We start from the raw sequence: 26,347 nt of genomic DNA, 5'->3' as shown, positions 1-26,347 counted from the left end.
GTATTTGCCGGTTCGGGGCGTCGATGGCGTGGCGGCCGTCGGGTGACGGCGTATTTGTCGGTTCGGGGCGTCGATGGCGTGGCGGCTGTCGGCTGTCGGGTGGCGGCGTAATTGCCGGTCCAGGGCGTCGGTGGGACAGGTGAGCGGTGGGCTCGCGTCGACGTCCTCCACGACCCTGTATGCGCCGAGGTGGTCCACCGGTGAGCAATCATTCGTTCAGTGATGGTCTAGAGTGGGAGGAAGCGGCAGTGAGGTGTGCATCACAGCGCACGATCGCCTCACGCTGCGCCACTGACCGTCCCATGTTCCGTCACTGAAGGAGTCATCCATGGCACGCACAGCAATCGTCACCGGCGGCGGACGCGGCATCGGCGCCGCGATCGCGAAGAAGCTCAGCGCCGACGGACTCAAGGTCGCCGTCCTCGACATGGGGCCGACCGACGAGACCGTCGACGCGATCACCGCAGCCGGGGGCGAGGCGATCGGACTCGCCGCCGACGTCTCGGACGAAGCGTCCGTGAACTCCGCCGTCGCCGAGGTGGCCGACCGCCTCGGCGCACCCACCGTGCTCATCAACAACGCCGGCATCCTCCGCGACAACCTCCTGTTCAAGATGAGCTACGAGGAGTTTCAGAAGGTGCTCTCCGTCCACCTCGGCGGGGCGTTCCTCATGGCCAAGGCGGTTCAGGAGCACATGGTCGCCGAGAAGTTCGGGCGGATCGTGTCGATGTCGTCGACCTCGGCGCTCGGCAACCGCGGCCAGACGAACTACTCCGCGGCGAAGGCCGGCATCCAGGGCATGACGAAGACGTGGGCGATCGAGCTCGGGAAGTTCGGCGTCACCGCCAACGCGATCGCGCCCGGCTTCATCGAGACCGACATGACGAAGGCCACGGCAGAGCGGGTGGGCGTCGACTTCGCCGACTTCAAGAAGGCGGCGATCAGCCAGATCCCCGTCGGCCGCGCCGGCACCCCCGACGACATCGCGAACACCGCGTCGTTCCTCGTCTCCGAGGGTGCGGGATTCGTCTCGGGCCAGGTCATCTACGTCGCCGGCGGCCCCCGGAACTGAGCGGGCACCCGCCACCGCCCGGCAGTCAGAGCACTCGCACAGCAACCGCACCACCCCACCATCCATCGCCACGAGGGAAGCAGGACAGTCATGGTCGACGCCGTCATCGTCTCCACCGCCAGAACCCCGATCGGACGCGCCTACCGCGGCGCCTTCAACGACACGCAGGCCCAGGAGCTCGCCGGCCACGCGATCGCCCACGCCGTCGAGCGCGCCGGCGTCGACGGCGCGGAGGTCGACGACGTCATCATGGGCTCGGCCCTCCAGCAGGGCAGCCAGAGCACGAACATCGGACGCCAGGCCGCCCTGCGCGCGGGCCTGCCCGTCACCGTGGCCGGGATGTCCGTCGACCGCCAGTGCGCCTCCGGGCTCATGGCGATCGCGACCGCGGCCAAGCAGATCATCGTCGACGGGCAGTCGATCGCCGTCGGCGGCGGCGTCGAATCGATCTCGCTCGTCCAGAACGAGCACATGAACACCTTCCGGGCGAAGGATCCGTGGCTCGAGGAGAACGTCCCCGGCATCTACTACCCGATGCTCGCGACCGCGGAGATCGTCGCCGAACGCTACGGGGTCAGCCGTGAGGAGCAGGACGCCTACTCCCTCGAATCGCAGAAGCGCACCGCCGCTGCGCAGGCCGCCGGGCGCTTCGACGCGGAGATCGTGCCGCTGCCGACGACGAAGGTCGTCGTCGACAAGGCGACGGGGGAGACCTCGACCGAGGAGGTCACGCTCACCCAGGACGAGGGCAACCGCCCCGAGACCACCCTCGAAGGGCTCGCCGGACTCAAGCCCGTCCTCGATCCGGGAGTTGCCTCGCAGCATCCGAGCGTCACCGCCGGCAACGCCTCCCAGCTCTCCGACGGCGCCTCGGCGGCCGTCCTCATGTCCGACACCGAGGCGTCCCGGCGCGGACTCAGCCCGCTCGGCATCTACCGGGGCATGGCCGTGGCCGGGGTGGCCCCGGACGAGATGGGCATCGGTCCCGTCTTCGCCGTGCCGAAGCTCCTCGAGCGTCACGGTCTGACGATCGACGACATCGGCCTCTGGGAGCTCAACGAGGCCTTCGCCGTCCAGGCCCTCTACTGCCGGGACAGGCTCGGCATCGACCCGGAGCGCTACAACGTCGACGGCGGCGGCATCTCCGTCGGCCACCCCTACGGGATGACCGGGGCCCGCCTCGTCGGCCATGCCCTCATCGAAGGCAAGCGCCGCGGCGTCAAGTACGTCGTCGTGACGATGTGCATCGGCGGCGGGCAGGGCGCCGCCGGTCTCTTCGAAGTCGTCTGAGGCCGCCCCGTTCATCGCCGCCGCGCCTGCGATTGGATAGACTCGCAGGCGTGGCAGCGATCGACAGGGACATACTTCGGCTGGCGCTGCCGGCTCTCGGCGCGCTCATCGCCGAACCGATCTTCCTGCTCACCGACACGGCCATGGTCGGCCACCTCGGCGCCGATGCCCTCGGGTCGCTCGCGATCGCCTCGACGATCCTCCAGACCGTGCTCGGACTGATGATCTTCCTCGCCTATGCGACGACTCCGCGGGTCGCCAAGCGGATGGGCGCCGGCGACACCCGCGGTGCCGTCGGCGCCGGCTTCGACGGCATCTGGCTCGCCCTCGTCACCTCGGTGCTCCTCCTCGTCGCCGGACTGCCGCTGCTGTCGACCGCGATCGCCGCGTTCGGACCGGGAGCCGCGGTCGCGGCCGGAGCGCAGACGTATCTGGCGATCTCGTGGTGGGGGCTGCCGTTCATGCTCGTCGTCATCGCCGCGACCGGGCTGCTGCGCGGACTCCAGGACACCCGCACCCCACTCGTCGTCGCCGCCGTCGGCTGCATTGCGAACATCGGCCTCAACGCCCTCTTCATCTACGGCCTCGGCCTCGGCGTCGCCGGCTCTGCGCTCGGCACCGTCGTCGCACAGGCGGGCATGTGCGCCGTCTACCTCCTCATCAGCCTGCGCGCGGCCCGCCGCTTCCACGCGAGCTTCCGCCCCCACTGGGCAGGCGTCCTCTCCTCGGCGAAGACCTCCGGCTGGCTGCTCGTGCGCAACGCGAGCCTGCGCGCCTCCCTCATCGTCCTCGTCGTCCTCGCCACCGCGGCCGGTACGACGGAGCTCGCGGCGATCCAGGTCGCCCAGAGCCTCTTCTTCGCCCTCGCGCTCGCCCTCGACTCCCTCGCGATCGCCGGGCAGGCCCTCATCGGCCTCCAACTCGGAGCGCGGAACGTCGACGCCGTCGCCGCGATCAACCGCCGCCTCATCCTCTGGGGCATCGTCTTCGGGATCATCGTCGGGCTCGTCCTCTTCGCCGGCTCCGGCCTCATCCCGCGCGTCTTCTCCTCCGACCCCGCCGTCATCGCGACGCTGACCGGGCTCCTGCCGATCCTCGCCCTCGGCATGCCGATCGCCGGGTACGTCTTCGTCCTCGACGGGGTCCTCATGGGCGCCGAGGACGCCCGCTACCTCGCCCTGGCCCAGCTCCTCGCCGTCATCGGCTACGCCCTCCTCCTCATCCCCGTCACCGCGCTGTGGCCCGGTGCGCTGGGACTGTGGGCGACCTTCTGCCTCGGCTTCATCGGCCTGCGCGCACTCACCCTGGGCTGGCGCGTGCGCAACCACACCTGGATCCGCACCGCGGTAGAGAAGGGACTGACATGAGCGAGCACGATCTGGCCACCCGCATCCGGCCCCTGCCGGCCGACACCCCCGACGAGGTGTTCGTCCCCTTCGTCGACCTCGCCTTCAACTGGTCGATGGACAAGCCGACGATTCCCCGCGCCGACCTCGTCGACCGGCCCGATGCGCGGGCGTACTTCGCGGACTGGGGGCGCCGAGGCGACCTCGCCGTGGCCTGCTACGACGAAGCCGGGGAGGAGATCGTCGGCCTCGCGTGGCTGCGCTATGCCGACCCCGCCGCGATCACCGGCGACGAGGAGGAACCCGCTGACGCGACGTTCATCGCCGGGCTCGAACCGCACTCCACCGTCATCGCCTCGACCGTCGTCGACGAGGAGTCCGCTGACGGGGAGATCGTCGCCGAGGTGGTCGAGGACGAATCCGGGGAGGCTGACTTCGTCGCCGAGGCCGGTGACGAGGCGCCCGCCCCCTTCGCCGGCTACGGGTGGGTCTCCGCCGACATCCCGGAGCTCGCGATCGCCGTGCTCCCCGCCTACCAGGGGCAGGGGATCGGCGGGGCCCTCCTCGACGTCCTCCTCACGCTCGCCCGGCTCTCCGGGGTCCGCGCGGTCAGCCTCGCCGTCGAGGACGGCAACGGGGCCGCCCACCTCTACCGCGGCCGCGGATTCGAACCCGTCGGCCGCAGCGGCGACTCAGACCTGCTCGTGCGGCAGCTGGGGTAGCGGCAGCGGGGGCAGCGCGGTCTCGGTCAGCCAGGGACGGACCACCTCGGCGATGTCACGACCGGAGGTGCGCGAGACGCTGTCGATGAAGTCCCGCGTCGTGACGTTGCCGTGCCGGTGCCGCGTCGTCCATTCGCGCACGCACGCGAAGAACACGTCGTCGCCGAGGGTCAGCCGCAGGGCGTGGAGGGTGAGCGCCCCGCGCTTGTAGACGCGATCGTCGAACATGTCGGGGCCGCCGGGATCGGCGAGGACGATGTCCTGCGGGGAAGCGCTGAGCGCCCGATGCCACGTCCGGGCCCACTCGTCGGCGCTCATCAGCCCCGTCTCCTCCGACCACAGCCACTCGGCGTAGCACGCGAAGCCCTCGTTGAGCCAGATGTCGGACCAGCTGCCGGGGGTGAGCGAATTGCCGAACCACTGGTGGGCCATCTCGTGGGCGACGAGCCGTTCGGCCTCCCATTCGGGGCCGAGGTGATTGGGCCCGAGCACGGACAGCGGCTGCGACTCGAGCGGGATCTCGAGCTCCTCGTTCGTCACGACGACGTCGTAGCGGTCGAACGGGTAGGGCCCGAAGCGATCGACGAAGAGGGTCATCATCGCGTGCTGGACGGGCAGGCGCGCGACGGCGGTGTGCCAGGCCTCACCGGCGAAGACCGTCAGCGGAACGGGACTCGGGGCGACCCCTGGCGGGGCGGGCAGCTCGGCGCTGCGGTACCGGCCGATCTGCACGGTCGCCAGGTAGGTCGCCAGCGGCGTCGTCGACTGGAACGTCCACGCCGTGCGCCCGGCCTTGCGGACCTTCTCGACGAGGTCGCCGTTGGACACGACGGTGTACTCGGACTCCGTGAGCACCCTGATCCGGAACTTCGCCTTGTTCGAGGGATGGTCGTTGCAGGGGAACCACGTCGAGGCGCCGACGGGCTGACCGGCGACGAGGACGCCGTCCTCGAGCTCCTCCCAGCCGATGTCGCCCCACGTGCCGATCGCCGGCTGCGGGTTGCCCTCGTAGGCGATGTCGATGCGCACCGGCTGGTTCTTCCCCAGCGCCTCGGTGCTCAGCCGCAGCTTCTTCCCGCGCAGCGAGTAGCGGACCTTGCGGCCGTTGACGCTCGCCTTCGTCACACGCATCCCCGTGAGGTCGAGGACGATCGTCGACGTCTCCGTGAGCACCCGGCCGGTCAGCCGCGCCTTCCCGGCCAGCCGGTTGGGCCCGATCCGGTAGTCGAGGTCGATGTCGTAGTGGTCGATGAGCAGATCCGCACTGCCGACGCCCGGCGTATAGGGATCAAGCATCGACGGGGTGCTCGACCGGGGCGCGCTCAGGGAGTTCAGGTGCATCCACCCAGGGTATGACAGGATTGCCGCTGAAGTACGCATGGGGCGGCACGAACTCGCCGCGCATGACGAGCGAGGTCGCCCCCACCGTCGCGTTCTCCCCGAGGGTCGCCGCGGGCAGGATGACGCTGTTGGGTCCGAGCGTCGCCCCGGCCTCGAGGGTGACCTCGTCGAGGCTCATCACCCGGTCGTGGAAGAGGTGGGTCTGGACGACGCAGCCGCGGTTGACCGTCGAATTGTCGTCGAGGCGCACGAGGTCGGCCTCGGGCAGCCAGTAGGACTCGCACCACACGCCGTGCCCGATCCACGCCCCCATCGCGCGCAGGTACCACACGATCGCCGGGGTGCCCACGGCGTTGCGGGTGAACCAGGGGGCGGCGACGAGTTCGACGAAGCAGTCGGCGACCTCTCCGCGCCAGATGAACGACGACCACAGCGGGTGGTCCCCGGGGCTGATGCGGCCGACGAAGACCCATTTCGCGATGACCGCCAGGCCCGCGGCGACGGCGCCGGCGACCATCATGACGACCCCGGACGTGAGCAGGGCGAGCCCGACGGAGGCGAGGAAGCCGCCGGCCGGGGAGGCCGGTCCGCCGGGGACGCCGAGGAGGGCGATGATCGTGAGGATGACCGCGGCGACGAGCGCGCCGCCGACCATCACCGAGGTGATCCGCAGCGTCTCGAAGATGCCGCGGGCGATCTTCACGCCGAGCTTCGGGGCGTAGGTGAGCGACTCGTCGGCGTCGACGGCGGCCCGGCGCAGCTGCACCGGGGGAGACCCGAGCCACGAGGAGCCCTTCTTCGCCTTCGCCGGGGCCGCCGAGAGCACGGCGACGAGCGCATTCTTCGGCACCCGCCTGCCCGGTGAGGCGATGCCCGAGTTGCCGAGGAACGCCCGCTTGCCGACCTTCGCCCGGCCCGCGCGCATCCACCCGTGGCCGAGTTCGTAGCTCGCGACCATCGTGTCATCGGCGAGGAACGCGCCGGCGGCGATCGTCGTCATCTTCGGAACGAAGACGACGGTGGAGATCTCCGTGCCGGGACCGACCTTGGCCCCGAGCGCCCGCAGCCACCACGGGGTGAGCATCGAGGCGTAGAGGGGGAAGAGGAGATCGCGGGCGAGGTCGAGGAGCCGCTCGGTCGCCCACACCCGGTAGCCGCGGGCCGACCGGACGGGGAACTCGCCCTCCTCCATGCCGATGGCGAGCACGCGCACGGAGATGAGGATGAACAGGGCGGTGCAGACGAACCACACGCACGCCAGCAGCGGTGACCACGCGAGGACGAGCCACGGGTTCTCGACGACGGCGATCCCGGAGACGGCGACCATGAGAAGGAGCCCGGGCACCGCGGCGAGGTAGGGCAGGGCGGCGTTGAACTGGGAGCCGGCGGCGTAGAAGAGGAACGGCAGGCGACGGCGCTGCGGCGGGGCAGGCCACGTCTTCTTCGCCTTGCCGATGCGCACGGCCGGGGAGCCCGAGTAGATCTGGTTGCGGCGCACCTTGCCCGTCACCGCGGACCCAGCCTCGACGAGCGCCCCGGCGCCGATCTGCGTGCCGGGCATGAGCGTCGACCGAGCACCGACAGTTGCATTCTCCCCGACGACGATCGTGCCGATGCGCAGGAGGTCACCGTCGACCCACCAGCCCTTGAGGTCGACCTCGGGTTCGATCGCCGCACCCCCTTCGAGGGTGAGGAACCCGGTGACCGGCGGGGCGGAGTGGAGGTCGGCGTCGGGTCCGATGCGGTTGCCGAGCAGCTTCGCATACCACCCCACCCAGGGGGCGCTGGCGACGGAGACGGCCGCGGCGAGGTCGGCGATGTGCTCGGCGAGCCACAGCCGCTTGTGCACCCAGCCCGACCGCGGATAGACGCCCGGTTTCAGCCCGGCGAGGAGCAGCCTGGCGGCACCGGCGGAGATGAGCATCCGCCCCCACGCGGTGACGAAGACGAGGAAGAGCGTGATGACGACCGGCCACGGCGTCAGCGGCACGTCGGCCCCGAGGAGGTTCGCGAGGTTGGCGAGGACCATGGCGATGACGACCCACCGCACCCCGCCGAGGATGTGGACGGGGATCGCGAGCAGCGTCTGGAATGCCTGCATGCCCTTCGACGTCCGCCCGATCTCCCGGATCGGTCCGGGGGCGGCGGCCCCGTCATCGCCGAGGCAGAGGGTGGCCAGCGCACCGAAGCGCGGGTGGGCGTAGATGTCGCCGACGGTGACGCTCGGGTGCTGGCCGCGCAGCCGGGAGACGAGCTGGGCGGCGGCGAGGCTGCCGCCGCCGACGGTGAAGAAGTCCGTGTCCGCACCCGGGCGGGACCCGAGGACCGCCGTCCACTGGTCGGCGATCCATTCGGTGGCGGGGTCGAACACCTCGGTGCTGTCCGCGGTCTCCGCTTCCCCGCCCATCGGCCACGGCAGGGCGGCGCGGTCGACCTTGCCCGAGGTCTTCGTCGGCAGCTCGTCGATGAGGGCGAGGCGGGGGACGAGAGCGGCCGGCAGTTCGACGCGCAGAGCCTCCTCCCATGCCGGGATCCGATCCTGCGCGTCGGGGGCGGCGCTCGCGAGGTAGCCGACGAGGATGTCCGTGCCGGCCGGGGTCGTCTTCACCGCGGCCGCCGCGCCCTCGACGCCGGCCAGCGCCTGGAGGGCGGCGTCGATCTCACCGAGTTCGATGCGGCGACCGCCGAGTTTGATCTGCTCGTCGGCGCGGCCGACGAAGATGAGGCCGGCGGGATCGTTGACGACGAGGTCGCCGGACCGGTAGGCCCGCTCCCAGCCGAGGCTCGGCATGGGCGCGTACTTCTCCGCGTCCTTGGCCGGATCGAGGTAGCGGGCCAGGCCGACGCCGCCGATGATGAGCTCGCCGGTCTCACCCTCGGCCACGGGGGTGCCGGCGGCGTCGACGACGGCGAGCGACCAGCCGTCGAGCGGCAGGCCGATGCGGATCGGCTCGGTCCCGTCGAGGAGGGCGGCGCAGGCGACGACGGTCGCCTCGGTGGGGCCGTACGTGTTCCACACCTCGCGGCCCTCGTCGCTGAGGCGGCGGGCGAGTTCGGGGGGACAGGCCTCGCCGCCGAAGATGAGGAGGCGCACGGCGTCGAGGCTTTCGGCCGGCCACAGGGCGGCCAAGGTGGGCACCGTCGAGACGACGGTGATGCCGCGCGAGGACAGCCACGGCCCGAGGTCCATGCCGGACTTGACGAGCGCGCGCGGGGCGGGGACGAGGCAGGCGCCGTGCCGCCACGCCAGCCACATCTCCTCACAGCTGGCATCGAAGGCGACGGAGAGGCCGGCGAGCACGCGGTCGCCGGGACCGAGCGGCTCCTCGGTGAGGAAGAGGGCCGCCTCGGCGTCGACGAACGCGGCAGCCGAGCGGTGGGAGACGGCCACGCCCTTCGGGGTGCCTGTCGACCCGGAGGTGAAGATCACCCAGCAGTCGTCGTCGGGGGTCGGCCCGCGCATCTCGGAGCGCTCGAGCGGCCCCCGCGCGGTGCGGGCCTCGATCGCCCGGCCCTCGGTGATCACTCCGGTCACGGCCGCCTCGGCGAACACGGTGCGGGCCCGCTCATCGGGATCGTCGACGTCGACGGGGACGTAGGCGGCACCGAGCATCATCGTCGCGAGGATCGCGACGTAGAGATCGACGGAGCCCGACGGCACGCGCACCCCGACCTTGTCACCGGGACCGATGCCCGCCTCGGCGAGGCTGAGGGCGAGGTCGCGAATGTCGGTGATGAGCTCGGAGTAGCTGAGCACGGTCCTGCCGTCGTCGATCGCGGGCTGGTCGCCGTGGGCGCCCGCGGTCTCCAGGAGCACATCGATGAGGGTGCGATCCTCGCGGGGGCGGGGCTGGGCAGGGAATTGCGCGGCGTGTTCTGTCACAGTACTTCCGGATCGAGCTGCCAGGTCGACGCCGTGAGCGCCGACTGAGTATTCGCTGATGATCTTAGCCGGAGAAGGTGTCGGGCACGTGAACGCCGGTATGACGTGGCACACGGTGACGTGATAGATGTGAAGGATCACGGGGATCGGTCGGCCGGTCCCGCTGCGACACCCATCCACGATGCTGAGGAGAGCGCCCATGGTCACGGTTTTCACGAACGCGAAGGTCTTCGACGGCACCCGGTTCGTCCCCGGACGGCGCGATGTCGTCGTCGACGGCGATCGGATCACCGCGATCACCGAGGAGGGGCAGGGGTCCCACAACGCCGGCGACGAGTTCGTCGACGCCACCGACCGCACGCTCGTGCCCGGCATCATCGACTGCCACGTCCATCTCATGAGCGCGGGCGCGGCGAATGTCTCGGCATTCCACGACCCGTTCTCCCTCCAGTTCTACAACTCCGTGCGGCACATGGCCGACACGCTCGCCGGCGGGGTGACGACGGTCCGCGACGCCGGGGGCACCGACCTCGGGACGAAGACGGCCGTCGAGACCGGGGTCGTGCCCGGGCCGCGGCTGACGATCGCGGTCAACATCATGTCCCAGACCGGCGGGCACGGGGACAACCACCTCGTCTCCGGCGCCGAGTCCCCGTTCCTCGCCGCCCACCCCGGTCGCCCCTCGGGCGTCGCCGACGGTGTCGAGGGGGTGCAGAGGAAGGCTCGTGAGCTGCTCCGGGCCGGGGCCGACCACATCAAGATCTGCTCGACCGGCGGGGTCCTCTCCCCGCGGGACGATCCGCGCCACTCCCAGTTCTCCGACGCTGAGATCGCGATGATCGTCGCCGAGGCGGCCGCCCAGGGAGCGCACGTCATGTCCCATGCGCAGGGCGCACCGGGCATCAAGGCCGCGGTGCGCGCCGGTGTCCGCTCGATCGAGCACGGCATCTACCTCGACGACGAGGCGATCGACCTCATGCTCGAGCACGGCACGTTCCTCGTCCCCACCCTGCAGGCGCCGCGGGCCGTCATCAAGGCCGCCGAGGCGGGGGCGAACATGCCGCAGTCGGTCATCGACAAGGCGAAGACCGTCATCGACGCCCACCACGATTCGATCGTGCGCGCCCACGAGGCGGGGGTGCGGATCGCGATGGGCACCGACGCCGGAGTCGGCCCGCACGGGGAGAACCTCGAGGAGATCAGCCTGCTCGCCGGGGCCGGGCTCTCCGGGGCCGAGGCGCTCGCCGCCGGCACCTCGGTGGCCGCCGACCTCCTCGGCCACGAGGACCGCGGGCGCATCGCTCCCGACCTCCTCGCCGACCTCGTCCTCATCGACGGGGACCTCAGCACCGACGACGTCCGCGGCATCGAGGACCGGGTCAGCCAGGTGTGGCTCGGCGGCGTGCGCGTGTGAGCGGGTGCGGCTGAGATTCCTCGTCTCGCCGCATCCCAGGTTAGGGCGGACTAACCTGGGATGCCGTAGACTCGAAGGGTGAGCACGAAGAGCACCCGGAACGGTGAGGCGCAGCGCCGATGAACCCCCTCGACTGGTCGTTCCCCGTCGCCGTCACGTGGCTCATCCTCTTCGGCATCATCCTCGCGCGCGCCGGGGGCACCTACCTGCTCGGGCGTCTCGCCCGCAACGGCATCCGCCGCATTGACCGCGTCGACCGGCTCATGTCGGGACGCAAGTACCGCAAGGCGGAGGCGATGATCAACCGCTACGGCTCTCCCGTCATCGCGCTGAGCTTCCTCACGGTCGGGCTCCAGACGGTCCTCAACCTCGCTGCGGGCACCTCGGGGATGAGCGCGCGCCGATACATTCCGGCGCTCATCATCGGCGGCTCGGCGTGGGCGCTCGTCTACTCGACCGTCGGCTTCCTCGGCTTCCAGGCGCTGGCGAAGGCCTACGCGCTCGCCCCCGGCCTGACGGTCGGACTCGTCGCGTGCTTCGCGCTCGCGGTCGCCGGTCTCATCATCGGCCTCAAGCGCAAGGACGACCCTGCTCAGATGGACTATGCCAGCGACCCTGACGCGGCCGACTCCGGTGATGCCGCGGACGCCGACGGTGCCGACGCCGACACTGGTGACGTCGGCGATGCTGATGCCGGTGCCGCCGGCGCCGGTGACGTCGGCGACTTCAGTGACTCCGGCAGCTCCGGTGAGGCGCGCGCCGGGCAGGCACGGTCGTCCCGCGCCTCCGACGACAACGCCTGACCGCCTCGGTGCAGGTGACGCTCCGACCGCCTCGGCGCGGGTGACCACCGACCGCCTACGGCGAGAGGTGAGAGCGGTCGGGTCAGGGCTTGTGGGTGGGGGAGACGTCCTCGCTCATGTCCTCGAGTTCGATGCCCTTCGTCTCCGGAACCTTCCACCACACGAAGAAGAAGGAGAGGACGGCGAAGAACGCGTAGAAGCCGTACGCGAAGGTGAGGCTGATGTCGGCGAAGATCGGGAACGTCGTCGAGATCGCGAAGTTCGCGACCCACTGCGCTGCCGCGGCGACGGCGAGGGCGGCGGCGCGGATCCGGTTGGGGAACATCTCGCCGAGGAGGACCCAGGTCAGCGGACCCCACGTCGCACCGAAGCCGACGACGAAGACGTTCGCGGAGATGAGGGCGATGACCGACCAGGGGGCACCGAGCTCGGCGCTCGTCGTGCCGTCGGCGGCGGTGACGAGTTCGGCGAAGGAGAACGCGATCGCCATCATCGCCAGTGAGACGCCCATGAGCAGGGAGCCGGCGAGGAGCATCTTGCGGCGCCCGACCCTGTCGACGAGGAGGATCGCGACGATCGTCACGACGATGTTCGTCACCGAGGTGATGACGGAGGTGAGCAGGGCGCTCGACTCGTCGAAGCCGACGGACCTCCACAGGGTCGTCGAGTAGTAGAAGATGACGTTGATGCCGACGAACTGCTGGAAGACCGACAGCAGGATGCCGATCCACACGATCGGCTTGAGGCCGAACCGCTTGCCGATGAGGTCGCGGAACGACTCGCGCTCCTCGCGCTTGAGCGATTGGCGGATGCGGTCGATGAGGGCGTCGGTGTCGACGACGCCGGTGAAGTCGCGGAGCACCTTCGCCGCCTCCTCCTCGCGGCCACGGGCGACGAGGAAGCGCGGGGACTCCGGCAGTCCGAGGGCGGAGAGACCGTAGATGAGGGCCGGGATCGCCTCGACCATGAACATCCACCGCCACGTGTCGATGCCGAACCAGAACGGGGCCGAGGCGCCACCGGAGACCGTGGCGAGCAGCGCATTGGACAGCAGTGCGGCGAAGATGCCGGAGACGATCGCGAGCTGCTGGAGGGATCCGAGGCGTCCGCGCACACGGGCGGGGGAGACCTCGGCGATGTAGGCGGGAGCGATGACGGAGGCCGCGCCGACGCCGAGGCCGCCGACCATGCGCCAGATGATGAGGTCGGTGACGCCGAAGGCGAGTCCCGAGCCGATCGCGGAGATGAAGAAGAGGATCGCGGCGACGACCATGACGGGAAGGCGACCGAAGCGGTTGGCGAGCGATCCCGCAAACCATGCACCGACGGCGCAGGCGATGAGCGCCGAGGAGACGGCGAAGCCCTTGAGGAACGCGTCGAGACCGAAGTCGGTGGCCAGGGCGTCGACGGCGCCGTTGATGACCGCCGTGTCGAAACCGAAGAGGAACCCGCCGAGGGCGGCGGCGATCGAGATGCCGATGATGCGGGAGGACACCCGCTCCATTCCGTGCAGCCGGTTGTCGGCTGGGTTCTGAGACGTGGACACGGGAGGTCTCCTTGGGTGATTCGGTCGCCCGGAACCGATCATCCCGGGTGCTGTGCGTCACCCAGGGTACGCCAGGTCGGCGGGCACGGGCGACTGCCGCGCTGCCGTGTCCGCCGACCTGGCCGCACGCGTGGCTCGCGATCGCGGGCGGACAGGATCGATAGGGTGGGGACCATTGTGCCGGCCGGTGACGGACCGCAGCGACTCGCCCGGCACCGCCGAGGTCCCGGAGGACAGCGTGCCGAGGCACAGCAGGCCGAGGCGCAGCAGTCCGGAGAGCACGGGAGGGAGAGACGATGGGACAGCGGAGCACGCCGGGATTCGCGGGCGTTGCGGGAGCGGGAATCTACTTCTCGTCCAACGGCGCCGCGTTCGCCGCCCTCCTGCCGTGGTACCCGCTCCTCATCACCCGGCTGGGTCTGAGCGCGTGGGAGTTCGGGCTCGTCGTCGCCTCCTTCGCCGTCGGGGCCATCGCCTCCTCCATCCTGCCGGCCCGGCTCATCGGCCGCTTCGGCGCGAACGCGGTCGTCGTCGGCGGCACCGTCCTCCTCGTCGCGTTCGTCGCGCTCACCGGATGGTCGACGAGCGGCTGGATGATGGCCGGCTGCCTCTTCCTCGTCGGAGTCTGCGACGCCATCGTCGATGTCGCACAGAACGTCGTCGGTATCGGCGTCCAGGAGAACCGGTCGCGGATCATCCTCTCCTCGATGCATGCGCTGTGGAGCCTCGGCGGTCTGCTCAGCGGTGCCCTGGCCACAGCGGCCGCGGCGGCGGGCATGGACATCCGGCTGCATCTCCTCCTCGTCGCGGTCGGCTGCCTCGTCCTCGTCATCGTCGGGCGGTGGCTCATCGGGGGAGAGGGCCGGCAGTGGGGCAGGCACATCATCGACGACGCCGAGGCGGCCCGTGCACCGGCCCCGGGACCCGGGCGCAAGCGCCGGATCCTCATCGCCGCGCTGCCGCTGGCGATCGTCGCGGTCTGCGGGACCGCGGTCGAGGACATCGCGAACAACTGGGCGGCGCTCGCCGCCGTCGACATCGCGGGTCTGCCGGTGACGATGGCCGGGATCGGATTCAGCATCGTCATCGGCAGCCAGTGCGTCGGCCGCTTCACCGGCGATGTCCTCGTCGGCCGGTTCGGGGCGGGACGGATCGCCCGCCTCGGCGGCGTCCTCATCGCTCTCGGAGGTCTCGGGGCGGCGACCGCGGTCGAGCCGGTGCAGCTGCTGGTCTCGCTCGCCGCGCTCGGATACGGCTCGGCGACGCTCGTGCCCGGGGCGCTCAGTGCCGCCTCGCGCCTTCCCGGTGCCGGGCGGGCGGCCGGAGTGACGCTCGTCAACTGGATCATGCGCATCGGGTTCATGGCGACGAGTCCGCTCGTCGGGGTCATCGCCACCGCGACCAACCTGCGCTGGGGCCTCGGGCTGCTCGTGGTCATCGGGGCGGCGACCGTCGTCTTCGCCGGCCGCTTCGACGGTGAGCGGCAGCGGGAGGACTGACCGCGCAGGAGAGCTCGTTCGCGGTTCCGGCGACGCCGAGAACGGACCCGGCATCGCTGCGCACACGGCGCCGAGGGGGCACCGGGCGGCGCACCGAGGGCGCACCAGGCGGCGAGGGTGCTGCGGGAATCGAAAGGAAATGAAAAATGTGCCGCGACATCAGTCGCGACACATTCGATCGGTCGGGCTAGCGGGATTTGAACCCACGACCTCTTCACCCCCAGTGAAGCGCGCTACCAAGCTGCGCCATAGCCCGTTGCTCAGCACCCGTGCCGGGGCAACGTGGTCAAGCCTATAACGATCGCTCCCGAACTTCCAAAATTGCGGTTCGTGACCTTCGACAAACTAGTATCATCCCAGGTAGTCACCTGAGAGACAGGGGTCTGCTGACTTGTCGTCAGAGGGTCAGTAACATTTCTGTTTCGTGATTGTTATGTAAGCACTCCAGGCGGCTATGCTTGGAACACCGACAAGCTGGAGGAGTCGACATGGCGGAACTGGATTTTCCAGTCTCTTACCTATACTCACGGGACCACGAGTGGGTCCACACCACGGAGAACAACGTCGTCTACCGTGTGGGTATCACCGATTTCGCCCAGTCCCAGCTGGGCGACGTCGTCTATGTCGACCTGCCCGCAGTCGGAGATTCGATCACCCAGGGCGACTCCTGCGGAGAGGTGGAGAGCACGAAGAGCGTCTCCGATCTCATCGCGCCTCTGTCCGGCACCGTCACCGAGATCAACGAGGCGCTCTCCGACAAACCTGAGACCGTCAACTCCTCTCCCTATGAGGACGGCTGGATGTACCTCGTCGAGGCGAGCGATCCCGAACAGGTGATGGGCCTGTTGGACGAGGAGCAGTACCATAAGCTCGTGCAGAGCGAGGAGGCATAATGTCGCAGAACAATGACCAAGGGCGCCGGAATCCCTCGCAGCCGTGGTACGACAACGGAGAAGTTCCGCAGTCGAAGAAGTTCCCCTTCGGCACCGGAAACGATGGCGCCGACCAGGATCAGGGCCGTGACGGTCGTGGCAACACGCCTGCCTACGGGCAGCCGCCGGTTGAGGATGCGCCTGCCGCGCCGAACTTCGGACAGAACCAGCCGCAGCAGAACCAGGGCGACGGCGGACACGGCCGGCACGCCGATCACCCCACAGGTGAGCAGCCTCCCGGCCGATACGGCCAGCAGGACGACTACACCCAGCAGGGTCAGTATCAGCCGCAGGGCTATGACCAGCAGGGTCAGTACGCTCAGCAGGGTTACGACCAGCAGGGCTATGACCAGCAGAACCAGGGTGGTCAGCAGTACCAGGGCGGCCAGCAGTATCCGGGCGCGCAGAATGCCGGCGACTCGGGTCAGCAGCCGTTCCAGGGAATCCTCGACCCGCACACCGGTGAGATCCACCCCGTGCCGGACCTCGACGGACTCCAGGACACCGACGCCCTCCTCGTCGTTGTGTCGGGACCGGACTCCGGTTCGCAGATCCTCCTCGACACGGATGTCGTCACGGTGGGCCGCAGCCCGAACGCCGACATCTTCCTCGACGACGTCACCGTGTCGCGCAAGCACGCTGAGTTCATTCGCACCCCGAGCGGATTCACCCTGCGCGACACCGGGTCGCTCAACGGCACTTATGTCGGTCGTCAGCTCATCGACTCCATCGAACTGCAGAACGGCGCGGACGTGCAGATCGGGAAGTTCAGAATGATCTTCCAGCAGCGCCCGCGCTCCTGACCGGGGGATAATGTCAAACGTCGAAGTTGAGGTTGTCGGTGTGCGCATCGAAATGCCCGCCAACCAACCGATCCTTTTGCTCAAGGCCAATGAGCCCGCCTACTACCTGCCGATCTGGGTGGGTGCGATCGAAGCGAATGCGCTCTCGATCGCGCAGCGGGGCCTGACCCCGCCGCGGCCGATGGCCCATGCTCTGCTCCTCGACGTGCTCGCCGCCCATGACGACGAACTCGCCGATGTGACCATCACCGGTCGCGACGGACAGATCTTCCTCGCCGAACTCCACACCGAGGACGGCAAGACGATCTCCGCGCGCCCCTCGGACGCCGTGACCCTGGCCCTGACGGCAGAGTGCCCGGTCTACGTCGACTCCGATCTCCTCAAAGACGCCGGCATCGAAGCTCCCGAAGCAGACGAAGAGGAAGTCGCCCAGTTCCGCGACTTCCTCGACAACGTCTCCGCGGAGGACTTCGAGACCGGTGAAGAAACGTAACGAAAGAACTGCAGTGAGCCTTCATATCGATCCGGTCTTCGCCCACACCGACATCGCCGCAGCCGGCACCGACGACCTCAGCGGTCTCGACGACTGGCGGACGATGGATGCGAAGCAGCAGCCGACGTATCTCGATGCCGAAGCGCTCGAAGACTCCCTTGAGAAGCTGCGCAGCTACCCGCCGCTCATCTTCGCCGGAGAAGCCGACGTGCTCAAGCAGCGGATCGCCGCGGCCTCCCGTGGTGAGGCGTTCGTCCTCGCCGGCGGCGACTGCGCCGAATCCTTCGCCGGTGCCCAGGCCGACAAGATCCGTGCCCGCGTCCAGACCGTGCTTCAGATGGCGGCCGTGCTCACGTACGGCGGCTCGATGCCAGTCGTCAAGATCGGCCGCATGGCCGGACAGTTCGCCAAGCCGCGGTCCGCGGACATGGAGACCCGCGACGGCGTCACGCTGCCGTCGTTCCGCGGCGACATCGTCAACGGCTACGAGTTCACCGAGGAGTCGCGCCGGCACGACCCGAACCGCCTGCTCCAGGGCTACCACGTCTCCTCCTCGACGCTCAATCTCATCCGCGCCTTCACGCAGGGCGGCTTCGCCGATCTGCGGCTCGTCCACGAATGGAATCGCGGCTTCCTCACGTCGAACCCCGGCTACCAGCGCTACGAGCAGACCGCGCGGGAGATCGATCGGGCGATCCGGTTCATGGACGCCTGCGGCGCCGACTTCGATGCGCTGCGCACCACGGAGTTCTACTCCGCCCACGAGGCGCTCCTGCTCGAGTACGAACGGGCACTGACCCGCATCGACTCGCGCACCGGACTGCCCTACGACGTCTCCGGCCACTTCCTGTGGATCGGGGAGCGGACCCGGGAGATCGACGGCGCCCACGTCGACTTCCTCTCGAAGGTGCAGAACCCGATCGGCGTCAAGCTCGGCCCGACGGCGACCGCCGCCGACGCCATGGCGCTGGCCGAGAAGCTCGACCCCGACGCAGAGCCCGGACGCCTCACCTTCGTCACCCGCATGGGCGCCGGCAAGATCAACGACGTCCTCCCCGAGCTCCTCGCCGGCATCGGCGACCAGCTGCCGCACGTCACCTGGGTCAGCGACCCGATGCACGGGAACACGATCACCTCGAGCACGGGATACAAGACCCGGCGCTTCGAAGACGTCATGGCCGAGGTCGAGGGCTTCTTCGCCGCTCACCAGGAAGCCGGCACGGTCCCCGGCGGTCTCCACATCGAACTCACCGGTGACGACGTCACCGAGATCATGGGCGGGGCGACGGAGATCGACGACGAAGGCCTGCGCCGCCGCTACGAGACGCTCGTCGACCCGCGCCTCAACCACGACCAGTCGCTCGAGATGGCGTTCCAGGTCGCGGAGTACCTCACGCGCCGGGGCTGAGTCCGCGCGGTCTCGACCGCGGGGCCCAGCCGACGCGGGCCCGTCCCAACCTCAGGTTGCGGGACACAAGGGCGCCCCTCGCAATCACCATCTGCGAGGGGCGCCCTTGTTGTGTCGCCGCCGGATCAGCCCGTGAGCTGTGCCAGGGCTTCGGTCACTTGCCGTCCTTGTCGGCTTCGTCCTGCGGCTTCTCGTCCTTGTTCTCGTCGGCGGGCTTCTCCTCCTTGCCCTTCGAGACGCGGACGATGACGAGGGAGTTGTACGGTTTCGCCTCGGTGCTCTTGGGCCACTGGAAGACGACGTCGCCCTTGGGGACGGTGTCGGAGAAGACCTCTTCCTTGCCGACGCGGAATCCGCGCTTCGTCAGCGTGGCGAAGGCCGCATCGTAAGACAGGCCCTCGACGTTGGGCACGGCGATCGGTTCGGGGCCCTTCGAGACGACGAGGTCGACGGCCGTGTCGTGCGTGAGCTCCTTGCCCTGGTCCTCCGAGGCGCTGATGACGCGCCCCTTGTCGACCGAGTCGCTGTACTCCTCGCTGACGTCGCCGACGGCGAGGCCGGTGTCCTCGAGCGCCGACTTCGCCTCATCGCCGGTCTGGCCGACGAGTTCGGGGACCGCGAACATCTCCACGCCTTTCGAGACGACGAGCGTCACCGTCGATTCGGGGGAGAGCTCCGTGCCTCCGACCGGTTCGGACCCGACGACGGTGCCGGCCGGGACCTGGTCGTCGAAGACCTCCTGCCGCTCCGTCGTCAGCCCGCTGTCCTCGACGGCTGCGGTCGCCTCGGCGACGGGTTTGCCGGCTAGCTGACCGGGAACGATCGACGTCGGGGTCGGCAGGTTGGCGATGACGAGCCAGGCCACGAGGACGATGACCGCTGCGACGGCGACGAGGGTCGTGGCCAGGCGACGGCGCCTGCGGCGCTTCGGATCCGTCGAGGCGGCCGCCGCCGTGACGGGGGCACCCGCCTCGTCCGCGTCGCCCCCGGACGGATCGGCCTGCGCAGACGCGGTGCCGGTGCCGGACCCGGATCCGGCCACAGCGGCGACCGCAGTTCTCGCGCCGGTCTTCGACTTCTTCGTCTTCGACGTGCGGACAGGAGCCGCCGTCGACTCAGCGTCGCGGTCAGGGGTGTCGGCGTCGGAAGTCTCGTGGTCGGGCGTATCGGAGGAGTCCCCAGCGGACGACTCCCCGGAGGCCTCGTCGCCACCGGTCGGCGATTCATCGCGCAGTGCGGTGGCGGTACCGCCGGCACCGGCCGATCCTGCGCTGCCGGATGCGGCGACGGCACCGGCTGCGACTCCGGCACCGACGGCAGTGCGTCGGTTCGCGGTCTCGTCGAATCCGGCCCTCGCCTCGTCGGGTGTCTCCTCTTCGGCGGCCTCGTCGGCTTCGTCGTCTTCGAGGTAGGGGATCTCGTCGGTGCGGGACTTCTTCTCCTTCGGCACATCCGAGCCGAGGTCGATGCTCGCGGTCAGGGCGGGGGAGTGCTCCCCGGCGACCGCCTCGGGGTCACCGAAATCGAGCTCGGCATCGCTCATGTGGGCTCGTGCCTCGGCGAGGGCGCTGCGGAACTCAGCGGCATCCGCGGGCCGGTCGTCGGGGTCCTTCGACGTCGCCCAGAGGACGAGGGCGTCGAGGCGGGGGCTCAGCCCCGGCACCCGTTCCGACGGCGGCGGCACCGTGTCGTGGACGTGCCGGTAGGCGACCTGGATGGGCACGTCGTCGGTGTAGGGCTGCGTCCCGGTGAGCATCTCGTAGAACATGATGCCGACGGTGTAGAGGTCGGTGCGGGCGTCGGCACCGGCGCGGGTGACGAGCTCGGGGGCGACGTAGCCGACGGTGCCGATGAGGGTCTTCGTCGTCGTCGCCGAGGTGACGGCGCGGGCGAGCCCGAAATCGGCGAGCTTGACCTGGCCGTCGGTGCCGAGCAGGACGTTGTCGGGTTTGAGGTCGCGGTGGATGATGCCCGTGGAGTGGACCGCCTCGAGGGCGGCGAGGATCGCGTCGAGGACGACGATCGCCTGCCGCGGGGTGAACGATCCGCGGTGCTTGAGCTCCCGGCGCAGCGTCACCGAGGGCAGGTGCTCCATGACGAGGTAGACGATGTCGCCGTCGCGTGACTGATCGTGGATGGCCACGAGGTTGGGGTGGGTGAGGCGACCGGCGTTGATCGCCTCCCGGCGGAACCGCTCGACGAACGTCTCATCGGAGATGAGGTGCTCGTGCATGACCTTGATCGCGATCTCGCGGTCGAGGCGCAGGTCGGTTCCGCGGTAGACCATCGCCATGCCGCCGCGGGCGATCTTAGCGTCGATCCGGTAGCGGTCGTTGAGGACCACGCCGATGAGCGGATCGGGCAGCGCGTTCATCGTGCCTCCTCCCAGCGGCCCCGCTGCATCTGCACGGCGCGGACGAAGGCCTTCGTCTCCGGCAGCAGTCCGTCCTCGCGCACCGTCCGCAGGTCCTGGTAGTAGCCGGCGAGTGCTTCGGTCTCGGATTCGGCGGTCTCGACGAGCCAGCCGAGGATGACGGTTCCCGCGACGATGTTGTCGGCGATGTCGAGCAGGTCGAGGCTGCGTCCGACGATGTCGCTGGCCCACCGGCCGGAGCGGGGCGTGACCTGCATGATCCCGATCGCGTTCCCGGCCGAGACCGTGGCGTGCTGGAAACCGGACTCCTGGGCGGCGACGGACTGCATGAGGGCCGGGTCGGCGCCGAGCTCCTCGGCGATCTGCGCGACGAGGAACCGCGCCTGCTCCGGGGTCGGATGGGTGCGGGCGAGCAGAGTGGCCTTGTTGAGGCGGGCGGCATGGACGACGCTCGGGCGGATGCCCTCGGCACCGGCGACCTGCGGCAGCGCCTTGGGGACGTCCGGTGCGTGGCGGCGCGGACGCGCTGCGCCGTCGCGCAGGAGGAGCAGTTCGCCGACGCGGATGAGCGAGTCATCGCTCATCGCGTTCGCGCGGCGCAGCGTGCCCGGGGAGATCCCGTGGGTCGCGGCGATCCCGGCAAGCGTCTCGCCCGGGGTGACGACGTGGGACGGGTCGGTGTCGGGCAGTTCGTTCTTCTCCGGCAGGGAGAGGACCTGCCCTTGGCTGAGATTCTGCCGCGGCGAGATCCGGTTGAGGTCGGCCAGGGCGGGCACGGAGACGCCGTGACGGCTCGCGACCGCGTAGAGCGTGTCGCCCTGCTTGACCTTGTAGGTGCGACCGCCGTGGGTGACGGGCACGGTCTCGCTCTGCGTGCCCGCGGTCCACTGCGGTCCCGAAGTCGGCGCTGTCGAAGCCTGTGCTGCGGTGCCCGTCTGGGACGCACCCCGCTGGGACGGCGCTTCCGGGGCAGGCGTCGGGGCCGCCTCGGCGGTGTCGGCATCCGCTCCCGCAGGGCGGGGGATCGGGCCGGTCGAACTCACGCGTGAGGCAGCACGGATGTCAGGGGCGGCGGTGATGGGAATCTGCGATTTCCGTCGCGTGCTAGTCATCTGTCACCTGTTCGGCTTCATTTCTCTGGGGAAGTTTCAACCACCAGCGTATCGAGTACCCCGCTCCGGACCCGGGATTGCCGCCCGCATGGCGGCGTGTTTCTTCCCGATTTTGCTAGGCTTGAGGGGTGAATACGGAAGAACTCGTCCAGGACTGGGAAACCCTGCCGGACATCGCGGAATCAACCGGTCTCGGCATCTCCCAGGTGCGCAGACTCCTCGAAGACGGCGCGATCTGCGGGTACAAGCACGGCGACCCCAAGGTGCTGCGGGTGCCGTCCGCGTTCTTCGTCGACGGCGCGGTGCTCACCCCGCTCAAGGGCACGCTGAGCACTCTCAAGGACGCCGGTTTCGACGCCGAGGAGTCGATCAAATGGCTCTTCACCCCCGACGACTCCCTGCCGGGACGCCCGATCGACCTGCTCCGCGCCGGCAACCGCAAGGAAGTCCGCCGCCGCGCCCAGGCGCTCGCGTTCTGACTGCCTCAGCGCTGCCGATAGCTCAGCTTCGTCGCGAAGTCCTCGAGCCGTTCGACGGCACCCTCGCCGAGGCGGAACGCCGTCCCGGCACCGGTTGACCCTGCGGCGTCGAGCGCCTGCCCATCGTCGGACCACCGGCGCAGCTCGCTCAGCGCCTCCCCGTGCTTGATCGCGATGAGCTCCTCGACGGCGGCGAGTCCGCCCGCCTCGGCGAGCATCGTCACGGTCTCGGCCACCTCGGCGTCGCTGAGGTCGCCGACCCCGAGGCGCGCGGCGAGGATCTCCCGCCGTTCGGCGGGCATCCTGCGCAGGCTCTCGGCGATGAGCACGGTGCGCTTGCCCTCACGGATGTCGTCGCCGGCGGGCTTGCCGGTCGCTGCCGGGTCGCCGAAGATGCCGAGGACGTCGTCGCGCAGCTGGAACGCCTGTCCCAGCGGCAGGCCGAAGCGGGAGAGCGCGGCGAGCTGCTCGTCGCTCGCCCCGCCGAGAGCCGCGCCGAGGAGGAGCGGCTGTTCGACGGAGTACTTCGCCGACTTGAAGCTCAGCACCTCCCACGCCCGTTCGCTGATGCGGTCATCGTCGAGGGGGATCACCTCGGCGCGGACGTCGAGGAACTGTCCGACCATGACGTCCCGGCGCATCTGCGCGCGCAGAGCCTGCGCCGTGACCGACCCGGAGAGGGCGTCGCACGCGGTCTCGTAGATCTCCTCGCTCAGGGCCAGGCAGATGTCGCCGATGACGATCGCCGCGGCGACCCCGAACGGCTCCGCCTCGCCCTGATAGCCCAGCGCCGCGTGGAGGGACTCGAAGCGGCGGTGGAGGGCCGGCTCGCCGCGCCGGGTGTCCGAGTGGTCGATGACATCGTCGTGGATGAGGGCCGCGGCGTGGAGGAGCTCGAGGGAGGCGGCCGCCTCGGCGAGTGCCGAACGCGTGGTGTCCGTCCCGTCACCGAGACGGCGCCCGCCTCCGGTGGCGAGCTGATAGCCCCACCACAGGAGGACCGGGCGGATCCGCTTGCCGCCCCGGGTGAAGTCTATGAGCGCGGTGCCGATCTCCGCCGTATCGGGCGAGATCGCCTCGAACTCAGCCGCCTTCGCGGTGAGGAAGGAGGAGATGCCGGCCGCCACCTCGGCGGCGATGTCCGCGGGAGCGTCGAGGGACTCGACGCGGTCGGGCGAGGTCACGGAGCGATGGTCCCGCCGAGCGACACGATCGAGGCCTTCGGGTCGGCGGGGTCGTCGCTGACGGTGAGGACGAGCATGCCGTCGTTGTCCTTGTGACGGAAGTTCACGACCTGGGCTGCCTTCGTCAGCGACCCGTCGCCGAACGTCTCGAACCCGGCCTGCTCCAGCTTCTCGGTGTAGGACTTGACGATGTCGTCGGGTTCGGCCTCCGCCCGCATGACGATGCTCACCTGGTCGAGCGTGCCGGACTCCGCCTGCGCGCGCGAACTCGAGATCACCTCGGCGCCCTCATAGGGGGCCATGAAGTCGGGGAGCTCGGCCTGCGTGGGGGCCGCCTCGGTGGGGGTCGGGCTCTCGGTTCCCGCATCGCTGGGAGCGGCAGTGGCGTCGGTCTGCGTCGCGGACTCCGATGGGGTCGACGTCGACTGGGACGTCGGGTCGCTGGGTCCCGAACATCCGGCGAGGACAAGGCCGAGGGCAAGCGTCATCGTCGTGACAGTGCTGCGCGATACCATGGTCACAGATTACCCGCAGACCGTGCGGGAGCCGAAAAGTTCGATCCGTGGGTGGGACATGAGCCGCAAGCAGCTGGCCCGTTCCGGCGGTGACCTCGAGCACCTGGGAACGGATGACACGGGAGCGACGATGCTCCATCTCGACATGGATTCGTTCTTCGTCTCCGTCGAGCTGCTCTCGCGTCCCGAACTCGTCGGCAGGCCCGTCATCGTCGGCGGCAGGGCCGGTCGCGGCGTCGTCGTCTCCGCCAGCTACGAGGCCCGTGAGTTCGGGGTCCACGCCGCGATGCCGATGTCCCGGGCCATCGGTCTGTGTCCGATCGCCGAGGTGATCCCCTCCTCCCATGGCCTGTACTCCGCGTATTCGAAGCAGGTCTTCGACCTCGTCGCCGAGGTCACCCCCGATGTCCTCCAGGTCAGCGTCGACGAGGCGTACATCGACGTCTCCGGGGCGGTGCGCAGGCTCGGGTCCCCGGTCCACATCACGACACAGCTGCGCGCGGAGATCGAGGAGCGCACGGGACTGAGCGCATCCGTCGGGATCGCCGGGTCGCGGGTCGTCGCCAAGCTCGCCTCGGCGCGGGCGAAACCGCACGGCCAGCTGCTCGTTCCGCTCGCCGCGACCCGGGACTTCCTCGACCCGATGCCGATCGAGGCGCTGCCCGGCGTGGGGGAGAAGACGCAGGCGGGGTTCGCGAAGTACGGCATCCGCCTCATCGGCGATCTCGCGGCGATGGACGAAGCATGGGTCGGGCGCGTGTTCGGGGCGCATGGGCACCACCTGTGGCGCAGCGCGCACGGACTCGACTCCCACGGCATGGATCGGCAGGTCAAGGACCGGTCGATCAGCGCCGAGCACACGTTCGGCGCTGACGTCTGGGACCTCTCGGAGCTCGAGCATGAGCTGCTGCGGCTCTGCGACAAGGTCGCGCACCGGGTGCGGGCCGAGGGGAAGGTCGCGACGACGCTCGGGCTCAAGTACCGACTCGACGACTTCACGACGCTGTCCCGGTCGATCACCCTCGAAGCTCCCACCGATCTGGCCCGGGAGATGTACGAGGCGCTCGGCCCGGCGCTGCGCGGACTGCGGGCGCAGCGGACCAAGGGCGTCCGGCTGCTCGGAGTCCGCGCTGCCGGGCTCATGGACTTCGCCGTCAGCGGCCGGCAAGCCCGGTTGGACGAACCCGAGCACGCCGGACGCGAAGCAGAGGTGGCCCTCGATGATGTGCGGCGCCGGTTCGGCACCGAGGCGATCTCACAGGCCTCCCTCCTGCGCCGGCACCCCAAGCGCTGACGTTCACGGGAGCCCGGGACGGGGGCGCCGAGGCGCGACCAGCGGGTTTCGGACATGGCGTGAGAGGGAGGTCATCGCCCCTCGCGGGGGCTCTGGCCAGGGCCGTTGTTCGCCCGGAGGGACGGGAGCCGGAGGCTGCGTCACGGACTGCGCACAGGGCGCGCGTTCAGCCGCGCTCAGTGAGTCTGAGGACGGGGTGGGAATACCCCCGCCTGCCCCGTTCCGAAGATGTTTTTTCAGTGTTCAGAGACTATGATTGGGGCAATAGGCCAGAGTAAGGAAACGGGGGTTCGACATGCCACTCTCCGATCACGAACAGCAGCTTCTCGATCAGCTGGAGAAGCAGCTGCGCAGCGAAGACCCCCGATTCGCACGCAACATCTCGGAATCCCAGGCGGCCGTGAGCGGTCCGGGCTTCTCGGCGAAGCGCTTCGTCGTCGGCATCCTCGTCGCCCTCGCCGGCCTCGCCGCGACGATCTTCGCGATCTCGATGGTCAATCAGGCGGTCGCGTGGATCGCCCTCGGCGTCGTCGGTTTCGGCCTCATGGTCGCGGGAATGTACTGGGCGTTCAGCCGTCCCGGACGCGTCGGCGATGGCGCGAAGAGCTCCTCGGGATCGGGGGCGGCGCCGAAGTCGAACGGCAAGAGCTCCGGTGGCTTCATGAGTCGCATGGAGGACCGCTGGGAGAAGCGCCAGCGCGGGGAATGAGCGTCCGGCACCAGTGAGTGTCGTGAGCCTCTGAGTTTCGAAGGGCACTGCGGATGAGCAATCATCCCGGTGCCCTTTCGCATGCCCCCACTCGCCGTCGCCTGCCCTCTCGCATGCAGTTTGACGTG

21 protein-coding genes and 1 tRNA gene are annotated in these 26,347 nt (G+C 69.6%); 14 read left to right on the top strand and 8 right to left on the bottom strand.

The window, feature by feature from the left end:
* The first annotated feature begins 328 nt into the window (after positions 1-328).
* The 4 genes from ACFQ91_RS11100 (at position 329) to ACFQ91_RS11085 (ending at position 4,430) form a co-directional block, all read left to right on the top strand.
* A complete protein-coding gene (locus ACFQ91_RS11100; protein WP_198499025.1) occupies positions 329-1,072 on the top strand; it encodes an SDR family oxidoreductase in 744 nt (247 codons plus the stop codon).
* Positions 1,073-1,162: 90 nt separating this feature from the next.
* Positions 1,163-2,362 carry an acetyl-CoA C-acyltransferase gene (locus ACFQ91_RS11095; RefSeq protein ID WP_137826483.1) on the top strand — a complete coding sequence of 400 codons (1,200 nt, stop codon included), beginning with the start codon at positions 1,163-1,165 and terminating at the stop codon, positions 2,360-2,362.
* Between the two features lie 50 nt (positions 2,363-2,412).
* Complete coding sequence (locus ACFQ91_RS11090) at positions 2,413-3,729, top strand: MATE family efflux transporter (RefSeq protein ID WP_198499024.1); 1,317 nt, start codon at positions 2,413-2,415, stop codon at positions 3,727-3,729.
* On the top strand, positions 3,726-4,430 hold the full coding sequence (locus ACFQ91_RS11085) for a GNAT family N-acetyltransferase (RefSeq protein WP_198499023.1): 705 nt from the start codon (positions 3,726-3,728) through the stop codon (positions 4,428-4,430). The genes ACFQ91_RS11090 and ACFQ91_RS11085 overlap by 4 nt, the downstream gene beginning before the upstream one ends.
* On the opposite strand, the gene ACFQ91_RS11080 is transcribed toward ACFQ91_RS11085, so the two are convergent.
* A complete protein-coding gene (locus ACFQ91_RS11080) occupies positions 4,401-5,771 on the bottom strand; it encodes a M1 family metallopeptidase (RefSeq protein ID WP_232623624.1) in 1,371 nt (456 codons plus the stop codon). The two genes, ACFQ91_RS11085 and ACFQ91_RS11080, sit on opposite strands and share 30 nt — an antisense overlap.
* Positions 5,719-9,654, bottom strand: a complete 3,936-nt coding sequence (locus tag ACFQ91_RS11075) for a Pls/PosA family non-ribosomal peptide synthetase (protein WP_198499022.1) — start codon at positions 9,652-9,654, stop codon at positions 5,719-5,721. The genes ACFQ91_RS11080 and ACFQ91_RS11075 overlap by 53 nt, the downstream gene beginning before the upstream one ends.
* Before the next feature lie 199 nt (positions 9,655-9,853).
* Here ACFQ91_RS11075 and ACFQ91_RS11070 point away from each other — a divergent pair, with 199 nt between their 5' ends.
* Positions 9,854-11,068, top strand: a complete 1,215-nt coding sequence (locus ACFQ91_RS11070; RefSeq protein ID WP_198499021.1) for an amidohydrolase family protein — start codon at positions 9,854-9,856, stop codon at positions 11,066-11,068.
* 119 nt (positions 11,069-11,187) lie between these two features.
* A complete protein-coding gene (locus ACFQ91_RS11065; protein ID WP_198499020.1) occupies positions 11,188-11,871 on the top strand; it encodes a DedA family protein in 684 nt (227 codons plus the stop codon).
* Positions 11,872-11,953: 82 nt separating this feature from the next.
* Here ACFQ91_RS11065 and ACFQ91_RS11060 read toward each other — a convergent pair whose 3' ends face one another.
* On the bottom strand, positions 11,954-13,375 hold the full coding sequence (locus ACFQ91_RS11060; RefSeq protein WP_198500992.1) for a sugar porter family MFS transporter: 1,422 nt from the start codon (positions 13,373-13,375) through the stop codon (positions 11,954-11,956).
* A 338-nt stretch (positions 13,376-13,713) separates the two neighbouring features.
* On the opposite strand from ACFQ91_RS11060, the gene ACFQ91_RS11055 reads away from it, so the two are divergent.
* Positions 13,714-14,916, top strand: a complete 1,203-nt coding sequence (locus ACFQ91_RS11055) for an MFS transporter (RefSeq protein ID WP_198499019.1) — start codon at positions 13,714-13,716, stop codon at positions 14,914-14,916.
* Positions 14,917-15,098: 182 nt separating this feature from the next.
* Here the strand turns inward: ACFQ91_RS11055 and ACFQ91_RS11050 are convergent.
* Positions 15,099-15,172, bottom strand: a tRNA-Pro gene (locus ACFQ91_RS11050).
* A gap of 232 nt (positions 15,173-15,404) precedes the next feature.
* Between ACFQ91_RS11050 and gcvH the strand changes: the two genes are divergently transcribed.
* From gcvH to ACFQ91_RS11030, 4 genes are read left to right on the top strand one after another with little or no spacing between them, the layout of a single operon-like run.
* Positions 15,405-15,809 carry a glycine cleavage system protein GcvH gene (gene gcvH / locus ACFQ91_RS11045; protein ID WP_198499018.1) on the top strand — a complete coding sequence of 135 codons (405 nt, stop codon included), beginning with the start codon at positions 15,405-15,407 and terminating at the stop codon, positions 15,807-15,809.
* Complete coding sequence (locus tag ACFQ91_RS11040; RefSeq protein ID WP_332839526.1) at positions 15,809-16,651, top strand: FHA domain-containing protein; 843 nt, start codon at positions 15,809-15,811, stop codon at positions 16,649-16,651. Before gcvH ends, ACFQ91_RS11040 begins: the two co-directional genes overlap by 1 nt.
* Positions 16,652-16,691: 40 nt before the next feature.
* Positions 16,692-17,144 (top strand): bifunctional nuclease family protein, encoded by a 453-nt coding sequence (locus ACFQ91_RS11035; protein WP_232623623.1) that lies wholly within the window; start codon positions 16,692-16,694, stop codon positions 17,142-17,144.
* Between the two features lie 13 nt (positions 17,145-17,157).
* The gene (locus ACFQ91_RS11030) at positions 17,158-18,552 is read left to right on the top strand and encodes a class II 3-deoxy-7-phosphoheptulonate synthase (protein ID WP_198499016.1); all 1,395 of its coding nucleotides are present in this window, start codon (positions 17,158-17,160) and stop codon (positions 18,550-18,552) included.
* 154 nt (positions 18,553-18,706) lie between these two features.
* Here ACFQ91_RS11030 and ACFQ91_RS11025 read toward each other — a convergent pair whose 3' ends face one another.
* Positions 18,707-20,926, bottom strand: coding sequence for a PASTA domain-containing protein (locus ACFQ91_RS11025; RefSeq protein ID WP_198499015.1), 2,220 nt, complete (start codon positions 20,924-20,926; stop codon positions 18,707-18,709).
* Positions 20,923-22,038 (bottom strand): LysM peptidoglycan-binding domain-containing protein, encoded by a 1,116-nt coding sequence (locus ACFQ91_RS11020; RefSeq protein WP_232623622.1) that lies wholly within the window; start codon positions 22,036-22,038, stop codon positions 20,923-20,925. The genes ACFQ91_RS11025 and ACFQ91_RS11020 overlap by 4 nt, the downstream gene beginning before the upstream one ends.
* Before the next feature lie 128 nt (positions 22,039-22,166).
* Between ACFQ91_RS11020 and ACFQ91_RS11015 the strand changes: the two genes are divergently transcribed.
* The gene (locus ACFQ91_RS11015; RefSeq protein ID WP_137826473.1) at positions 22,167-22,517 is read left to right on the top strand and encodes an Rv2175c family DNA-binding protein; all 351 of its coding nucleotides are present in this window, start codon (positions 22,167-22,169) and stop codon (positions 22,515-22,517) included.
* Between the two features lie 5 nt (positions 22,518-22,522).
* Here the strand turns inward: ACFQ91_RS11015 and ACFQ91_RS11010 are convergent, their stop codons facing one another.
* Both ACFQ91_RS11010 and ACFQ91_RS11005 read right to left on the bottom strand, forming a co-directional pair.
* Positions 22,523-23,701: a polyprenyl synthetase family protein gene (locus tag ACFQ91_RS11010; RefSeq protein ID WP_198499014.1), complete on the bottom strand. Its 1,179-nt coding sequence runs from the start codon at positions 23,699-23,701 to the stop codon at positions 22,523-22,525.
* Complete coding sequence (locus ACFQ91_RS11005; RefSeq protein WP_232623621.1) at positions 23,698-24,216, bottom strand: hypothetical protein; 519 nt, start codon at positions 24,214-24,216, stop codon at positions 23,698-23,700. Before ACFQ91_RS11005 ends, ACFQ91_RS11010 begins: the two co-directional genes overlap by 4 nt.
* A 58-nt stretch (positions 24,217-24,274) precedes the next feature.
* On the opposite strand from ACFQ91_RS11005, the gene dinB reads away from it, so the two are divergent.
* Together dinB and ACFQ91_RS10995 are read left to right on the top strand one after the other, a co-directional pair.
* Positions 24,275-25,510 carry a DNA polymerase IV gene (gene dinB / locus ACFQ91_RS11000; RefSeq protein WP_198499013.1) on the top strand — a complete coding sequence of 412 codons (1,236 nt, stop codon included), beginning with the start codon at positions 24,275-24,277 and terminating at the stop codon, positions 25,508-25,510.
* 295 nt (positions 25,511-25,805) lie between these two features.
* A complete protein-coding gene (locus ACFQ91_RS10995) occupies positions 25,806-26,219 on the top strand; it encodes a DUF3040 domain-containing protein (protein WP_198499012.1) in 414 nt (137 codons plus the stop codon).
* The last annotated feature ends 128 nt before the right edge of the window (positions 26,220-26,347 follow it).

Source organism: Brevibacterium sp. NPDC056726, assembly GCF_042790515.1.
GTDB classification, from domain to species: domain Bacteria; phylum Actinomycetota; class Actinomycetes; order Actinomycetales; family Brevibacteriaceae; genus Brevibacterium; species Brevibacterium sanguinis.
This window is presented reverse-complemented; position numbering and strand designations above follow the sequence as displayed.

What these genes read in the sequence shown, in the direction of transcription:
- ACFQ91_RS11070 (WP_198499021.1), top strand. Translation starts at nt 9,854, where the DNA reads ATGGTCACGGTTTTCACGAACGCGAAGGTCTTCGACGGCACCCGGTTC.
- ACFQ91_RS10995 (WP_198499012.1), top strand. Translation starts at nt 25,806, where the DNA reads ATGCCACTCTCCGATCACGAACAGCAGCTTCTCGATCAGCTGGAGAAG.
- ACFQ91_RS11060 (WP_198500992.1), bottom strand. Translation starts at nt 13,375, where the DNA reads ATGGAGCGGGTGTCCTCCCGCATCATCGGCATCTCGATCGCCGCCGCC.
- gcvH (WP_198499018.1), top strand. Translation starts at nt 15,405, where the DNA reads ATGGCGGAACTGGATTTTCCAGTCTCTTACCTATACTCACGGGACCAC.
- dinB (WP_198499013.1), top strand. Translation starts at nt 24,275, where the DNA reads ATGAGCCGCAAGCAGCTGGCCCGTTCCGGCGGTGACCTCGAGCACCTG.
- ACFQ91_RS11095 (WP_137826483.1), top strand. Translation starts at nt 1,163, where the DNA reads ATGGTCGACGCCGTCATCGTCTCCACCGCCAGAACCCCGATCGGACGC.
- ACFQ91_RS11080 (WP_232623624.1), bottom strand. Translation starts at nt 5,771, where the DNA reads ATGCACCTGAACTCCCTGAGCGCGCCCCGGTCGAGCACCCCGTCGATG.
- ACFQ91_RS11005 (WP_232623621.1), bottom strand. Translation starts at nt 24,216, where the DNA reads ATGGTATCGCGCAGCACTGTCACGACGATGACGCTTGCCCTCGGCCTT.
- ACFQ91_RS11025 (WP_198499015.1), bottom strand. Translation starts at nt 20,926, where the DNA reads ATGAACGCGCTGCCCGATCCGCTCATCGGCGTGGTCCTCAACGACCGC.
- ACFQ91_RS11085 (WP_198499023.1), top strand. Translation starts at nt 3,726, where the DNA reads ATGAGCGAGCACGATCTGGCCACCCGCATCCGGCCCCTGCCGGCCGAC.
- ACFQ91_RS11020 (WP_232623622.1), bottom strand. Translation starts at nt 22,038, where the DNA reads ATGACTAGCACGCGACGGAAATCGCAGATTCCCATCACCGCCGCCCCT.
- ACFQ91_RS11100 (WP_198499025.1), top strand. Translation starts at nt 329, where the DNA reads ATGGCACGCACAGCAATCGTCACCGGCGGCGGACGCGGCATCGGCGCC.
- ACFQ91_RS11065 (WP_198499020.1), top strand. Translation starts at nt 11,188, where the DNA reads ATGAACCCCCTCGACTGGTCGTTCCCCGTCGCCGTCACGTGGCTCATC.
- ACFQ91_RS11055 (WP_198499019.1), top strand. Translation starts at nt 13,714, where the DNA reads ATGGGACAGCGGAGCACGCCGGGATTCGCGGGCGTTGCGGGAGCGGGA.
- ACFQ91_RS11040 (WP_332839526.1), top strand. Translation starts at nt 15,809, where the DNA reads ATGTCGCAGAACAATGACCAAGGGCGCCGGAATCCCTCGCAGCCGTGG.